Here is a 14,996-nt window from a genome sequence, read left to right as displayed (position 1 = left end):
CGTTCAGCCCACGGCCCGGCGAACGCGGACGCCCCCGCTCACGGGGCGAGCGGCCGGGTCTCGAGGGACGAGACGTCTTCGCCCGCGCGCAGCGACACGAAGCCGGTGTAGCCGTCCGCCGCGGCGCGCTCGAGCATCGCCTTGACGTTCTTCGGTCGCTGCTCGAGGCGCACGCGTGCGCCGCCCGCCACCAGACGGGCCTTGGCGGCGAGGAGCTCGGGGAGCGGCACGTCGCGGTCATGCACGAGCACGACCGCACCGGTGCCCTGCGCCGCGTCGTCGGTCAGCAGGTCGACGAGACGCTCGAAGCCGAGCGAGAAGCCGACCGCGGGCACGTCGGTGCCGAGGAACCGGCCGATCATGCCGTCGTAGCGGCCCCCGCCACCGAGCGAGTACGACACGGAGGGGTGGGCCAGTTCGAAGATGGTCCCGGTGTAGTAGCCCATGCCGCGCACGAGGAACGGATCGAACACCAGCGGCGCCGCCGCATCGCCCCGAGCGGTGCGCACGGCCTGCCCGATGCCCACGAGGTGCGCGACGACCTCGTCGGGAACGCCCTCGGGAAGGCGCGCCCGAATGCCCTCCGCGTCGAAACGGCCGTCCTCCTCAGGGGAGCGCTGCAGGAACGACGCGAACGCGTCCGCGGCCTCCGTCGAGGCGCCACGTTCCCGCAGCTCGGCGACGACACCGACCGGGCCGAGCTTGTCGAGCTTGTCGATCGTGATGAGCACGCCGGGGCGCTCCGACTCGGCGAAGCCGAAGGCCGCCAGCATCGCGTCGAGAACGCGGCGGTCGTTGATCCGGACGGATCCGCCCGTCAGCCCGAGCGCGTCGAGCGCGTCGAGACTCGCCGTCATCAGCTCGGCTTCCGCGCGCGCCGTGGCGTCGCCGATGATGTCGATGTCGCACTGCACGAACTGCCGGTAGCGCCCCTTCTGCGGCCGCTCCGCCCGCCACACGGGGGCGATCTGGATCGCGCGGAAGACCGAGGGCAGCTCCGCGCGGTGCGAGGCGTAGAACCGGGCGAGCGGCACGGTCAGGTCGTAGCGCAGCCCGAGGTCGGTCAGGGCTGCCGGGTCGTCCGCCGCCGCCCGGATGCCGTCGGCATCGAGGCCGCGCGCCAGCACGTTGTAAGCGAGCTTCTCGTTGTCGCCGCCGATGCCGGCATGCAGCCGGCCGTACTCCTCCATGACCGGTGTCTCGATCTCGTCGAAGCCGTGGGCGCGGTAGCGCTCGCGGATGACGGAGAGCACACGCTCGCGGCGGGCCTTGTCGGCGGGGAGGAAGTCGCGCATGCCGCGCGGCGGATTCACGGTGGGCACCGTCCTATCCTTCCAGGTCGCCGGACTCCCTTTCGGCGCGTCGCACGTCCGCCGTGACGGCGCGGACCCGCTCGCGCAGTGCCCGCTCGGCATCCCACCCCTGCTCCCCCGCGTACGCCACGAGAGCGAGCAGAGCGTCCCCCAGATCAGCCTCGGACCGGATGTCGCCGCCGGCCGGATCTGCGCCGACGCCCGGGGTGTCGCCGCGGTGGGGCCCGACCCCCACTCGCCGCGCGCGTCCGAGCACCTTCTGCGCGTGCGCGAGAGCGGGCATGTGCGCCGAGACGCCGTCGAGCACGCTCCGGCGCTCGCGCTTCTCAGCGGCCTTCGCCGCGTTCCACAGCACCAGGACTTGCTCGGGGGTGTTCGCGGTCTCGCCCGCGAACACATGCGGGTGGCGGCGGATCATCTTCTCGGTGAGCCCGCGTGCCACATCATCGATGTCGAACGGCTGCTCGCTCGATCGCGAGGCGATCTCGGCGTGGAACAGCACCTGCCACAGCAGGTCTCCCAGTTCCTCCCGGAGGTCGGTCGCCGTACCGGCCTCGACGGCGTCGACGACCTCTGCGGATTCCTCCACGAGATACGGCACGAGTTCGCGGTGCGTCATCTGAGCGGTCCAGACGCAGCGGTCGCGCACGGCGCGCATCGTCTCGGCGGCCTCGCGCAGCGGGTCGGACATGCGGACTCCTTCGAACGGGCCGTCCCAGGCTAACCGTGCCCGGCGCACGCGGACGGAGGCCTCGTGTGACAGGCCGTGTCGAGGGTGCGGCCCCGGTGCCATTACTTTGGAGGCATGCGCGAGCTGACCCGAACCGAAGCGATCGATCTCGTCGGCCGATACGAGGCCGAGCAGGAGATTCCCGAGGCCATGCGCGCCGACGTGCGCATGCTCGGCTCGATGCTGGGCCAGGTGCTGCGCGAGAGCGGCTCGCCTGGGCTCTTCGACGACGTCGAGCGTCTGCGCGGGGCGACGATCCAGGCCTACACCGACGACTCCCCCGAGGCGTTCGAGCGAGCGGCCGCCATCGCGGAGTCCTTCACGGTCGCGCGGGCCGACGAGGTCGCGCGCGCCTTCACCGTGTACTTCCACCTCGTCAACCTCGCCGAGGAGCACCAGCGGGTGCGCCTGCTGCGCGAGCGCGCCGGCATCTCGGGTCAGGACAGCGCGAGCGACTCCATCCCCGCCGCCTACGCTCAGCTCGCCGCCGAGGTCGGCGAGGACGAGGCGGCTCGGCGTCTGCGCGAGATGCGCTTCCACCCCGTCTTCACCGCGCACCCGACCGAGGCTCGCCGCCGCGCGGTGTCCGAGAGCATCCGTCGTCTCGTGACGCTGCTCGAGACGCTCGAGAGCTCGGTCGCCGGGGGCGCCGAGCACCGCCGTGCGCGCCGTCGGATGCTCGAGGAGATCGACACGCTGTGGCGCACGTCGCCGCTGCGGGCCGAGAAGCCGACGCCCACCGACGAGGTGCGCGCGGTCATGGCGGTGTTCGACGACACGCTCTACACGACCGTGCCCCTCGTCTACCGACGCCTCGACGATGCCCTCCAGGGTGACGCCGCCGGCAGCCGCGCGCCCGTCGTGGCCCCCTTCGTCCGTTTGGGCACGTGGGTCGGCGGCGACCGCGACGGCAATCCGTTCGTGACCGCCTCGGTGACGAAGAAGGCCGCCGCGATCGCCTCGGAGCACGTCCTGCTCGGGCTCGAACGCGGCACGGAGCGCGTCGGCCGCGGCCTCACGCTCTCGGGCGAGACCACTCCCCCGAGCGCGGCGCTCCGCTCGCTCTGGGACCGCCTGGCGGCGGCCGATGAGGACGGTGCCGCCAACGCCGTCAAGCGCGCCCCCGGCGAGCACCACAAGCGCGTCATGATGCTGCTCGCGCGACGCGTGCGGGCGACCCGCCTGCGCGACGCCGACCTGGCCTACGCCGACCCCGAGGAGTTCCTCTCGGACCTGCGCGTCGTGCAGAAGTCGCTCGAGCTGGCCGGTGCGGCACGCCAGGCGTTCGGCGCGCTGCAGCAGCTGGTCTGGGCGGTCGAGACGTTCGGCTTCCACCTCGCCGAGCTCGAGGTGCGTCAGCACTCCGCCGTCCACGCGAAGGTCCTCGCGGAGTGCGAGGCCGGCGGAGAGCTCAGCGAACTGGCCACCGAGGTGCTCGAGGTCTTCCGCACCATCTCGCAGATCCAGAAGCGCTTCGGTCCCCGCGCCGCGGGACGCTACATCGTGTCGTTCACGCGTTCGGCCGACGACCTCGCCACGGTGCACGCACTCGCGCGGCACGCGGTCGGGCACGACGGCACGCCGCCCGTGCTCGATGTGATCCCGCTGTTCGAGACCTTCGCCGACCTGCAGGCCGCCCCGGCGATCCTCGCCGAGATCGTCGAGCACCCCGCCTTCGCCGCACGGCTCGAGGCCACCGGCCGGCGCCTCGAAGTCATGCTGGGATACTCCGACTCGTCGAAGGACGTCGGTCCGGTCGCCGCCAACCTCGCCCTCTACGAGGCGCAGGCCCGCATCGCCGCCTGGGCCCAGGAGCAGGGCATCGAGCTCACGCTCTTCCACGGTCGCGGCGGCGCGCTCGGGCGCGGCGGCGGCCCCGCCAACTCCGCGATCCTCGCGCAGCCGCCGCACTCCGTCGACGGCCGCTTCAAGCTCACCGAGCAGGGCGAGGTCATCTTCGCCCGCTACGGCGACCCCGACATCGCCCTCCGGCACATCGATCAGGTCGCCGCGGCCGTGCTGCTGGCGTCCGCCCCCTCGATCGAGCAGCGCAACAGCCGGGCCGCCGAGCGCTACGCCGACGTCGCCGCCACGATGGACGCCGCCTCGCGCGAACGCTTCTTCTCGCTCGTCAAGGCACCCGGATTCGCCCCGTGGTTCGCAGCCGTCACCCCGATGGAGGAGATCGGTCTGCTCGCGCTCGGCTCGCGACCGGCGCGCCGCGGGCTGTCGGTCGAGTCGCTCGAGGACCTGCGCGCGATCCCCTGGGTGTTCGCCTGGACGCAGGCCCGCATCAACCTCGCGGGATGGTTCGGCCTCGGCACCGCGCTCGAAGCCGTCGGCGACGAGGCACTGCTGCGCGAGGCCTACGAGCAGTGGCCGCTGCTGCGCACCGTCATCGACAACGTCGCGATGAGCCTCGCGAAGGCCGATCCCCGGATGGCCCAGCGTCACCTCGCGCTCGCGGATCGCTCCGACCTCGCGGAGCTCGTGCTCGACGAGATGCTGCTGACGCGCGACTGGGTGGTGCGGATCGCCGGGGGCGACGGGCTGCTCGCGAACAAGCCGGTGCTCCAGCGCGCCGTGAAGATGCGCAGCCCCTACGTCGACGCGTTGTCGCTGCTGCAGCTGCGTGCGCTGCGGGTCCTGCGCTCGACAGCGCCCGAGGCCGAGACGCCGCCCGAGTGGCAGCGCCTGCTGCTCCTCACGGTCAACGGCGTCGCCGCCGGCCTGCAGAACACCGGCTGATCCGTCGGGATCGGCGGCGCCGCGGGGCCGGGCTAGGCTTGCACCCCGTGCCTACTGATCCCGTCACGCCCGCGGTCCCCGTCGCCCACCGTCCGACGACGGTGTCGATGCTCACGCTCTCGACCTTCGTCGTGGGCTCGATGGTCGGCGCCGGCGTGTTCTCGCTGCCGGCGGGTTTCGCCGCCGAGACGGGCGTCGCCGGAACCCTCATCGCGTGGGCGATCGCCGGAGGCGGCATGCTGACCCTCGCGTTCGCGTTCCAGCTGCTCGCCAATCGCCGGCCCGACCTGAACGCCGGGGTGTACAGCTACGCGCGCGCCGGATTCGGGCGATACCTGGGGTATTTCTCGGCGTTCGGCTACTGGGCCAGCGCTTGCGCGGGCAACGTCTTCTACTGGGTGTTCATCACCTCCACGCTCGGCGCGGTCTTCCCGGCGCTCGGCGCGGGAGACACGATCGCCGCCGTGGCGCTGTCGTCCGTCGGACTGTGGCTGTTCTTCATCCTCATCCGCCGCGGCGTCCGCGCCGCCGCAGCCGTGAACCGCGTCGTGAGCATCGCGAAGACCCTTCCGATCGTGCTCTTCGTCGTCCTGTGCCTCACGGTCTTCGACCCGGCCGTGTTCGCGGAAAACTGGACCGGGCCGGCCGGTGCGCCGCTGTGGGACCAGGTGCGCGCGACGATGCTCGTGACGGTGTTCGTGTTCATCGGGATCGAGGGCGCGAGCGTGAACTCGCGCCACGCCCGCTCGCGCCGCGACGTCGGCCGGGCGACCCTGCTCGGTTTCCTCAGTGTGCTCGCGGTGTTCGCGTCGGTCACGATCGTGTCGTACGGCGTCCTTCCGCGGGAGCAGATCGCCGCGCTGCCCGAGCCGTCCCTCGGCGGTGTGCTCGAGACCATCATCGGTCCCGTCGGCGCCGTCGTCATCGGGGTATCGCTGATCGTCGCCGTCCTGGGCGCCTACCTGACGTGGACGCTCATGGCGGCCGAGGTGCTGCTCGAAGCAGCACGTTCGGGCGATCTTCCCCGCTTCCTCGCGCGCACGAACGACGAGGACACCCCGGTGGGCGCGCTCATGCTCTCCACGGCGCTCGTGCAGGTGCTCCTCATCGTCGTCCTCTTCGCCGAGAACGCCTTCTCGGTCGCGCTGGACCTCACGAGCGTGCTCGTGCTCATCCCGTTCGTCCTCTCGGCGGCCTACGCCCTCAAGCTCACGGCAACCGGTGAGACCTACGGACGTCGCGACCCGGCGCGTGCGCGCGACCTTGTCGTCGCCGCGGTCGCGACGGCGTACACGGCCTTCCTGCTCGTGGCCGCGGGCACGCACTACCTGCTGCTCTCGCTCTTGATCATCGTGCCCGGGACGGCCCTCTACGCCGTCGCGCGCCGCCGCTCCGGCGACCGCGTGTTCACCCCGGTCGAGTGGGCTATCTTCGCCGTCGCCGTCGCGGGGGCCGTCGCCGCGATCGTCCTGCTCGCGACGGGCGCGATCACGCTGTAACCGGACTGCGCACGCAGCCCGGTTACGACGCGGACTCCGCCGCGGCCTGTCAGCCGGCGGACGCGCTGGCGGAGGTCGTGCCGGCGGTCGCCGGGAACAGCTGCTCGAGGAGCTGCCCGGTCCACGCGATCAGATCGGCATCGTTCAGCGGCGCGCCGCCGGCCGTCGGAAGCGGAACGACGAGCGCCTCTCCCCCGGCGAGCAGCTTCGCCTTGGGATACAGCCGCTGCAGGCGGATGCGCATCGACTCGGGCAGTCGCGCGGGTGCGACCCGGAGGTTCGGGCCCATCGCGACGACGTCGGTGAGCCCGGCCTGGGCGGCACGCCGGCGCAGGCGGGCGACCGTCACCAGCCCCTCGACCTCTGCCGGCGGCCGGCCGTACCGGTCGGTGAGCTCGTCGACCACCAGGTCGATCGCGTCGTCCTTCGCGCTGACGGCAGCCGCGGCCGAGAGCTTCTGGTACGCCTCCAGCCGCAGCCGCTCGCTGTCGATGTAGTCCTCGGGGATCCGGGCGGCGACGGGGAGCTCCAGCCGCAGCTCGGCGGGGCCATCGACCTCCTCGCCGCGGAACGTCGAGACGGCCTCGCCGATCATCCGCAGGTACAGATCGAAGCCGACCCCGGCGATGTGTCCGGCCTGCTCGGCCCCGAGCAGGTTGCCGGCACCGCGCAGCTCGAGGTCCTTCAGCGCGACCTGCATGCCCGACCCGAGGTCGTTGTTGACGGCGATCGTCTCGAGCCGGTCGGCCGCCGTCTCGCTGAGCGGCTTGTTCTCGTCGTAGAGGAAGTACGCGTACGCGCGCTCGCGGGCGCGACCGACGCGGCCCCGCAACTGGTGGAGCTGGCTGAGACCGTACTTGTCGGCGCGATCGATGATGATCGTGTTCGCGTTCGAGATGTCGAGCCCCGTCTCGACGATCGTGGTGCACACCAGTACGTCGGCGCGCCGCTCCCAGAAGTCGTCGACGACCTGCTCGAGCTGATGCTCGCCCATCTGCCCGTGAGCCACGGCGATACGCGCCTCGGGCACGAGCTCGCCGATCTGCGCGGCGACACGCTGGATCGACTGCACGCGGTTGTGCACGAAGAACACCTGCCCCTCACGCAGCAACTCGCGACGGATGGCGGCCGCGATCTGCTTGTCGCTGCGCGGGCCCACGTAGGTGAGGATCGGATGCCGCTCCTCCGGCGGCGTCGCGAGGGTCGACATCTCGCGGATGCCGGTGACCGCCATCTCGAGTGTCCGCGGAATCGGCGTCGCGCTCATCGCGAGGATGTCGACACCGGTCTTGAGCTTCTTGAGGGCGTCCTTGTGCTCGACGCCGAAGCGCTGCTCCTCGTCGATGATCATGAGGCCGAGGTCCTTGAAGGCGACCTTCTCGGTGAGGATCCGATGCGTGCCGATCACCATGTCGATCGTGCCGTCGGCGAGGCCGTCGACGGTCTCCCGTGCCTGCTTCGCGGTCTGGAAGCGCGACAGGGGCCGCACCTTGACGGGGAAGCCCGCGAACCGTTCGCTGAAGGTCTCGAGGTGCTGCTTGGCCAGAAGCGTCGTCGGCACGAGCATGGCGACCTGCTTGCCCTCCTGGATCGCCTTGAAGGCCGCACGGACGGCGACCTCGGTCTTGCCGAAGCCGACGTCGCCCGACAGCAGCCGGTCCATCGGGATCGGCTTCTCCATGTCAGCCTTGATCTCGTCGATCGTCTGCAGCTGGTCGGGGGTCTCGGCGAAGGGGAACGCCTCCTCGAGCTCGCGCTGCCACGGCGTGTCGGGGCCGAACGCGTGCCCCTTCGACGCCATGCGCGCGGAGTAGAGCTTCACGAGCTCGACCGCGATGTCGCGCACGGCCTTGCGGGCCTTGCCCTTCGCGGCGGCCCAGTCGCTGCCGCCCATCTTCGACAGCACGGGCGCCTCGCCGCCGACGTAGCGCGACAGCTGATCGAGCTGGTCGGTCGGCACGAACAGCTTGTCGCCCGGGTATCCGCGCTTCGACGGCGCGTACTCCAGCACGAGGTATTCGCGTTGCGTCTTGACCGCGTTGCGGCCGCCGCTGGAGACCTCGCGCTGCACCAGCTCGACGAACTTGCCGATGCCGTGCGTCGCGTGGACGACGACGTCGCCGGGCTTCAGCTGCAGCGGGTCGACCACGTTGCGACGACGCGAGGCGAGCTTCTTGACCACACGCCCGTCACCGCCGATCGTGCGACCGTAGAACTCGCTCTCGGTGAGCACGGCGAGTCGGGCCTCGGCGGACTCGAAGCCGCGCTCGAGCGACGCGACGACGCAGATCGCGACCGGCTCGTCGCCGACCTCGCCGACGCCGTCGCTCGTCCGCGCCGCGATACCGCGCTCGGCGAGCACGTCCCGCGCGCGATCGACGAGCCCCGTGCCGCTCGCGCAGACGAGCACGCGCCAGCCGTCAGCGAGGAGCTGACCGATGTGCGCCGTCGCTCCATCGACGTTGCCCTGGAACGAGGGCACCGGGGTGCCCACGATCCGCAGGTCCGAGCCGTCGGAGTCGGCGAGTCCCTCCTCCGCGGCATCGGCCGCCCCCGAGTCGAAAGCGCTGAAGCCCCACCACACGCCGTCGCGCTCGCGGACGGCGTCGCGCAGCGCCGGCAGGGTCAGGAAGTCGCCGGCACCGAGGTCGACGGGGCTGTCGGCTCCCGCGGTCGCGGCACTCCAGGCCGCGTCGAGGAATTCACGGTTGGTGTCGCCGAGAGTTCGCGCGCGCGTGCGCGAGCGCTCCGGATCGACGAGCGCGACCGCCGCCCCGCGCGGCAAGTAGTCCACGAGCGGGACGAGGCCTTCGGCCAGCGTCGGCAGCAGCGACTCCATGCCCTCGACCGGTATGCCCTGCGACATCTTCTCGAGCATGCCGCTCAGGCTCGGGAAGCTCGTGGCCATGCCCGCGGCGCGCTCGCGGACGGCCGGGGTGAGCAGCAGTTCGCGGGCCGGCAGCAGCACGGCCTCGCGCACCTCGCCCGGCAGCGACCGCTGGTCGGCGATCGAGAAGGCCCGTATCTGGTCGACCTCGTCGCCGAAGAAGTCGATACGCAGCGGGTGATCTGCCGCAGCCGGGAACACGTCGAGGATGCCGCCGCGCACCGCGAACTCGCCGCGCCGCGAGACCATGTCGACACGGTGATAAGCGAGCTCGACGAGACGACGGACGACGCGCTCGAGATCGGCTCCGCGGCTGCCGACCGTGAGCGCGACCGGCTCGGCGTCGGTGAGGCCGGCGGCCAGGGGCTGGAGTGCCGCGCGCACCGACGACGTGACGATCAGCGGACGCGCACCGTCGTGGAACGCGACGCGGCGCAGGACGTCGAGTCTGCGCCCGACCGTCTCGGGGCTCGGGCTGAGCCGCTCGTGGGGCAGCGTCTCCCAAGCCGGGAAGTGCAGGACCTCGGCGTCGGGAATCAGGCACTGCAGGGCGCCACCGAGGGTCTCGGCGCGGCGCCCGGTCGGAGCGACGGCGAGCACGACGGGTGGGCGGCCGGCGCGACTGCGCTCGGCGAGGAGCGCCGCCAGCAGCGGGGCGTCGAGTCCGTCGACGAGCGCGTAGTCGACGCTGCCGACGGCGCCGGAGGTCACCCCCGCCCGGAAGGAGTCAGCCTGCGAAAGGGCGCGCACGATCCCGGGAACTGTCACCACAGAAGCCTACCGCCGCGCACCGACACCGAGCCCGGGCCCGGCCGGGCTCGGTGTCGGTGTGGGCGCGGGAAACGACCCCGCTTCCTACAATGACGGGATGACCTCGCCACCTCCGCCGTCACCGGGCACGAAGCCGTTCGCTGCGCCCTACGTCGTCTCGCCGCCGGGGCGTCTGCCCGAGCAGCCGGCACGGCGTCCGAGCCGCGGCGTCGGCATCGCGGCGTTCCTGATCGCGGCCGCGGCGGCGGTCGCGGGCGTCGTCGTAGCCGCTGTCGTCGCGGCCCGGCTCGGGACGAGCGGCGCGTTCGTCCGCTGGCTCGACGGCGAGGGCGACCTGAGCGCGCTCACGCCGGTGCGCGGGTGGGTCCTGGTCGGTGAGATCACCGGATGGGCGTGCGCGGTGGCGGGTGCGACCGCGCTCGCGCTCGGGGTCGTCGCGATCATCCGCCGCGCCGGACACGGACTCGGCATCGGCGCCGTGGGCATCGCCCTGGGAGCGCCGGTCGTCGCGGTCGCCGTCGCGTCCGCGACCCTCTTCGCCACCAGCTGACGCTCCTCGCTCTGCGCCCTGGCGAGGCGGTCGCGCACGGGGTCAGCGGGGTGCGTGATAGCGCTGCTGCGCGGCGAGCAGTCCGTCTTCGACGACGGTCTCGACGGCGTCGGCGGCATCCGACACGAGGATGTCGAGCGTCTTCCGCTCGGCGGACGAGAACGGATCGAGCACCCAGTCGGCGGGATCCTGCGACCCGGGCGGCCGCCCGATGCCGACCCGGACGCGAGCGAACTCGGGGGTGCCGAGCGCCTTCGCGACGTCACGGACGCCGTTGTGCCCGCCGTGTCCGCCGCCGGTCTTGAGCTTGATGGTGTCGAACGGGATGTCGAGCTCGTCGTGCACGACGATCACCCGTCCCGGGTCCACTCCGTAGAACCCGGCCAGCGCCGCGGCGGGGCCGCCCGAGACGTTCATGAACGTCTTCGGCTTGGCCAGGACCATCTTGGCCGCGCCGGGGCGCAGCCAGGTCTCGGCCGCCCAGGCGTTCGCCTTGTGCGAGCGCAGCGTGTCGCCGCGCCGACGGGCGAGCTCGTCGATGACCATCTGCCCGACGTTGTGACGCGTCGCCTCGTAGCGCGGGCCCGGGTTGCCGAGCCCCACGATCAGCCAGGTATCTGCCATGGCGTCCCTCTCGAACGACGGAGCCCGCCCCCACCGCAGTGAGAACGGGCTCCGGGGATCGAATCCCTTACTCGGACTTCTCGTCGCCCTCGGCCTCGTCGGCCTGCTCGGCAGCGGTCGCCTCGTCGGCGGCCTCGATCTCGTCGACGGCGGCGAGGGTCGCGGCCGGGACCGACACGGCGACGACGAGCGTCTCGGCGTCGGTGACGAGCGCGGCGCCGCGGGGCAGGGTCAGGTCGGCGGCGGTGATGCGCGCGCCGTCCTCGAGGCCCTCGACATCGACCTGCACGTTCTCGGGGATGTCGGTGGCGCCGACCTCGAGCGAGACCGAGGACGCGTCCTGCGTCGCGATCGTTCCCGCGACGGGCTCACCGGTGACGACGACGGGAACGTCGACCTGGACCTTCTCGCCCTTCTTCACGACGAGGAGGTCGATGTGCTCGATGATCTGGCGCACCGGGTCACGCTGGACGTCCTTGACCAGCACGAGCTGGCTCGTGCCGTCGATCGACAGCTCGATGACCGCGTTCGCGCGACGCACGAGCAGCAGCATCTGGTGGCCCGGGAGGGCGACGTGCACCGGGTCGGTGCCGTGGCCGTAGATGACGGCGGGGATCTGGCCGGCGGCGCGCAGACGGCGGGCGAAGCCCTTGCCGAAGTTGGTGCGCGTCTCGGCGACGACCTGGGTGTCGGTCTCGGTGGACATGCGTCTCTCCTTGTGGGCCCTCGCGGCCCTGCTAGCGGTATGCGGGTTCGACGCGAACGCGAGCGCGTGGAGAGGAAACGTCCTGCACACACCCTCGTCGATCACGGATCCCGGTCCTCGCCGAAGCGCAGGCACGCGGCATCCCTCGCCGAAGTACACCACCACTCTATCAGCGCTGGGTAGGCTGGACGAGTCGTCGACTCACGCCCGGAGGAAAAATGGAATACGGCTGGTTCTCGCACGTGCTCGTCTGGGTCATCGGTCTCATGACCGCCGGGTCGATCGTCTCGCTCGCTCTCGCCCTCTTCTCGATGGGGCGTCAGGGCTACCGCAAGGGCTGACCTCCGGTCCGCGGGTCAGTGACCCGCGGCCGCCCGCATCGCGTCGTCGGCCTCGGCCACGATCAGCCCCATCGCCGCCTCGGCCTCGCCGGGCCGGCCGCCCGCGATGGCGAACGCCACGTCCTGGTGCCAGCGCACCGCGAGCGGGTTCGCATCGTGGGGCATCAAGTCATGGCGGGTACGACCGGTGAGAACTGCTTCGACGACCGACCCGAGCGCGGCGAACATGGCATTGCCGGATGCGGCGAGCAGCGTCCGGTGGAAGCGGACGTCGGCGGACAGATAGACGGCGCCGTCCGCGTCGTGCTCGGTGCGGGCCATGTCCATCACCGCCGCGACGAGGTCGCGCCGGTGATCCTCGCTCGCATGATCCGCCGCGAGGCGAGCGGCGAGCGGCTCGATGGCCCCGCGCAACTGGGAGAGCTCCCGCAGCTGCGCGTCGCGCCCGGGGCCGGCCAGACGCCAGCGGATCACCTCGGGCGCATGGACGTTCCACTCCGACGGCGGCTGGACCTCGACGCCGGTCTTGCGGCGCACCCGCACGAGTCCGAGCGATTGCAGCACGCGCACCGCCTCGCGTCCAGCCCCGCGCGACGAGCCCTCCGCGAGTTCGGCGGTGATGAGGCGGGACCCCGCCGGATGCTGACCCTGGACGATCGCAGCCCCCACGCGCTCGACGAGCACGTCATGCAGGGAGGGCGGCGCGGGTCGTTGCGTCATCCTCCGATTATGCCCGGGCCGAGGACGCGGTCTCAGCGTGATGTCCTGCATGACGCGCTCAGATGTGCTTTTATGTACGACAAATAGATCCGCGGCTCGGATGCCGCCTGCCAGACCAAGGATGCTCATGGCCCTCCTCTCCCCTCCGGACTCATTCGTCTTCGCCGCAGCCGAGGCCGCCGCTCCCGCACCCGCCGGCCAGCTCATCGGAGCCGCCCTCATCGGCGTCGCCCTCATCGTGGTGCTCATCACCTGGGCCAAGCTGCATCCGTTCCTGGCGCTGACGATCGGCGCCCTGACGACGGGACTGATCGCGGGTCTCGCGATCGCCGACACCGTGTCGAGCTTCACGGGCGGCTTCGGCTCGACGATGGGCGGGGTCGGCATCCTCGTCGCCCTCGGCGCCATCTACGGCAAGCTGCTCGCCGACTCCGGCGGCGCCGACCGGATCGTCGACACGCTCGTCGCCCGCGCGACCCCGCGCAGCCTGCCGTGGGTCATGGGCCTCATCGGCGCGATCATCGGGCTGCCGATGTTCTTCGAGGTCGGTCTCGTGCTGCTCGTGCCCGTGATCATCCTGGTGGCGCGGCGGTCGGGCGTCGCCCTGATGAAGATCGCGATCCCTACTCTCGCCGGACTTTCGGCGATGCACGGCCTCGTGCCCCCGCACCCGGGGCCGCTCGCCGCCATCGACGCCCTCGGCGCGAACCTCGGCATCACCCTCGCCTTCGGCGTCATCGTCGCGATCCCGGCCGTCATCATCGCCGGCCCGCTGTTCGCACCCATCGCTGCGCGCTGGGCGCCGGTGCCGGTGCCGGACCTGTTCGTCTCGGCCGAGGAGAAGGGTGACGAGCCCGCTCGCCGCCCCTCGTTCGTCGCGACCCTCGGCAGCATCCTCCTGCCGGTGGTCCTCATGCTCGTGAAGGCCGTCGCCGACATCGTCGCGCCGGGATCGACCGCTGCCTGGAAGGTCGTGCTGGACTTCCTCGGCATGCCGGTCATCGCGCTGCTGCTGGCCGTCATCGTCGGATTCGTGATCCTCGGCCGAGGTGCCGGCTTCGACCGCGACCGGCTCACCGCCGTCGTGGGCTCGTCGCTCGGCCCGATCGCCGGCATCCTCCTCATCGTCGGCGCCGGCGGCGGCTTCAAGCAGGTGCTCGTCGACACGGGCATCGGACAGGTCATCGCCGACCTCGTCGCGGGCTCGTCGATCTCGGTGCTCGTGCTCGCGTGGGTCGTCGCCGTCGTGATCCGCATCGCCACCGGCTCGGCCACCGTGGCCACCATCACCGCAGCGGGCATCCTGCAGCCGCTGACCGAGACCCTCGACGGCCCCATGACCGCCCTGCTGGTGCTCGCGATCGGCGCCGGCTCGGTGTTCCTCAGCCATGTGAACGACGCCGGGTTCTGGCTCATCAAGGAGTATTTCGGCCTCGACATCCCCCAGACGCTGAAAACATGGACCGTGCTGGAGTGCACCATCTCGGTCACCGGCCTGGCCGGTGTGCTCGTGATCAGCGCGTTCGTCTGACCGGATCCAGGAAGGCTCGACATGACCGCATCCGCTCCCCCCGTCCTCGTCTTCATGGGCCCGTCCGGCACCGGCAAGTCCACCGTCGCGGCGATGCTCGCCGGACGCCTCGACTGGGCGTTCCAAGAGGGCGACGACCTCCACCCCGCCGCGAACGTCGCGAAGATGGCCGCCGGCCACGCCCTCGACGACGAGGACCGACGCCCGTGGCTCGACACCGTGGCCTCCTGGATCGACGAGACGACCGCAGCCGGACGGCCGGGCGTCATCACGTGCTCGGCCCTGCGCCGGCGCTACCGCGACGTCCTGCGCCGAGACAACGTGACCTTCGTCCTCCTCGACGGCGAGGCCGCGACAGTGCGACAGCGCCTCATGCGGCGGCAAGGTCACTTCATGCCCCCGGCTCTGCTGGACTCGCAGTTCGCGACCCTCGAGACGCCCGGTCCCGACGAGAACGCGATCGCGGTCGCCCTGGACCAGACGCCGCAGGAGCAGGTCGCCGAGGTCATCCGTCGCCTCGACCTGCAACCGACGGCCTGAGCCGATCACCAGCCGATAAAGTTGCCCATGGTGCAG

12 protein-coding genes are annotated in these 14,996 nt (G+C 71.6%); 6 read left to right on the top strand and 6 right to left on the bottom strand.

All coding sequences use genetic code 11. The features are described 5' to 3' along the window. Positions 1–38: 38 nt before the first annotated feature. Both hisS and JOF37_RS00415 read right to left on the bottom strand, forming a co-directional pair. Positions 39–1,295, bottom strand: coding sequence for a histidine--tRNA ligase (hisS, locus tag JOF37_RS00420; RefSeq protein ID WP_245338206.1), 1,257 nt, complete (start codon positions 1,293–1,295; stop codon positions 39–41). Positions 1,296–1,326: 31 nt separating this feature from the next. Then, a complete protein-coding gene (locus JOF37_RS00415; protein ID WP_210004055.1) occupies positions 1,327–2,004 on the bottom strand; it encodes a nucleoside triphosphate pyrophosphohydrolase in 678 nt (225 codons plus the stop codon). Positions 2,005–2,118: 114 nt separating this feature from the next. On the opposite strand from JOF37_RS00415, the gene JOF37_RS00410 reads away from it, so the two are divergent. Then, positions 2,119–4,791, top strand: a complete 2,673-nt coding sequence (locus JOF37_RS00410; RefSeq protein ID WP_210004053.1) for a phosphoenolpyruvate carboxylase — start codon at positions 2,119–2,121, stop codon at positions 4,789–4,791. A gap of 107 nt (positions 4,792–4,898) precedes the next feature. Continuing rightward, positions 4,899–6,290, top strand: a complete 1,392-nt coding sequence (locus tag JOF37_RS00405) for a basic amino acid/polyamine antiporter (protein WP_210007610.1) — start codon at positions 4,899–4,901, stop codon at positions 6,288–6,290. Positions 6,291–6,339: 49 nt separating this feature from the next. On the opposite strand, the gene mfd is transcribed toward JOF37_RS00405, so the two are convergent. Further along, entirely contained in the window at positions 6,340–9,945 is a 3,606-nt protein-coding gene (mfd, locus tag JOF37_RS00400) for a transcription-repair coupling factor (RefSeq protein WP_210004051.1), read from the bottom strand. Between the two features lie 100 nt (positions 9,946–10,045). Here mfd and JOF37_RS00395 point away from each other — a divergent pair, with 100 nt between their 5' ends. After that, entirely contained in the window at positions 10,046–10,498 is a 453-nt protein-coding gene (locus JOF37_RS00395) for a hypothetical protein (protein ID WP_210004049.1), read from the top strand. Positions 10,499–10,540: 42 nt separating this feature from the next. Here JOF37_RS00395 and pth read toward each other — a convergent pair whose 3' ends face one another. Continuing rightward, positions 10,541–11,122, bottom strand: a complete 582-nt coding sequence (gene pth, locus JOF37_RS00390; RefSeq protein WP_210004047.1) for an aminoacyl-tRNA hydrolase — start codon at positions 11,120–11,122, stop codon at positions 10,541–10,543. Between the two features lie 67 nt (positions 11,123–11,189). Further along, positions 11,190–11,828 (bottom strand): 50S ribosomal protein L25/general stress protein Ctc, encoded by a 639-nt coding sequence (locus JOF37_RS00385; RefSeq protein ID WP_210004045.1) that lies wholly within the window; start codon positions 11,826–11,828, stop codon positions 11,190–11,192. Positions 11,829–12,046: 218 nt separating this feature from the next. On the opposite strand from JOF37_RS00385, the gene JOF37_RS15625 reads away from it, so the two are divergent. Then, positions 12,047–12,169 (top strand): hypothetical protein, encoded by a 123-nt coding sequence (locus tag JOF37_RS15625; protein ID WP_271174888.1) that lies wholly within the window; start codon positions 12,047–12,049, stop codon positions 12,167–12,169. 15 nt (positions 12,170–12,184) lie between these two features. Here the strand turns inward: JOF37_RS15625 and JOF37_RS00380 are convergent, their stop codons facing one another. Beyond that, complete coding sequence (locus tag JOF37_RS00380; RefSeq protein WP_210004042.1) at positions 12,185–12,889, bottom strand: FadR/GntR family transcriptional regulator; 705 nt, start codon at positions 12,887–12,889, stop codon at positions 12,185–12,187. A gap of 127 nt (positions 12,890–13,016) precedes the next feature. On the opposite strand from JOF37_RS00380, the gene JOF37_RS00375 reads away from it, so the two are divergent. After that, positions 13,017–14,420: a GntP family permease gene (locus JOF37_RS00375; protein ID WP_210004040.1), complete on the top strand. Its 1,404-nt coding sequence runs from the start codon at positions 13,017–13,019 to the stop codon at positions 14,418–14,420. A 21-nt stretch (positions 14,421–14,441) separates the two neighbouring features. After that, complete coding sequence (locus tag JOF37_RS00370; protein WP_210004038.1) at positions 14,442–14,960, top strand: gluconokinase; 519 nt, start codon at positions 14,442–14,444, stop codon at positions 14,958–14,960. The last annotated feature ends 36 nt before the right edge of the window (positions 14,961–14,996 follow it).

The organism is Microbacterium imperiale (assembly GCF_017876655.1).
GTDB lineage: Bacteria > Actinomycetota > Actinomycetes > Actinomycetales > Microbacteriaceae > Microbacterium > Microbacterium imperiale.
This window is presented reverse-complemented; position numbering and strand designations above follow the sequence as displayed.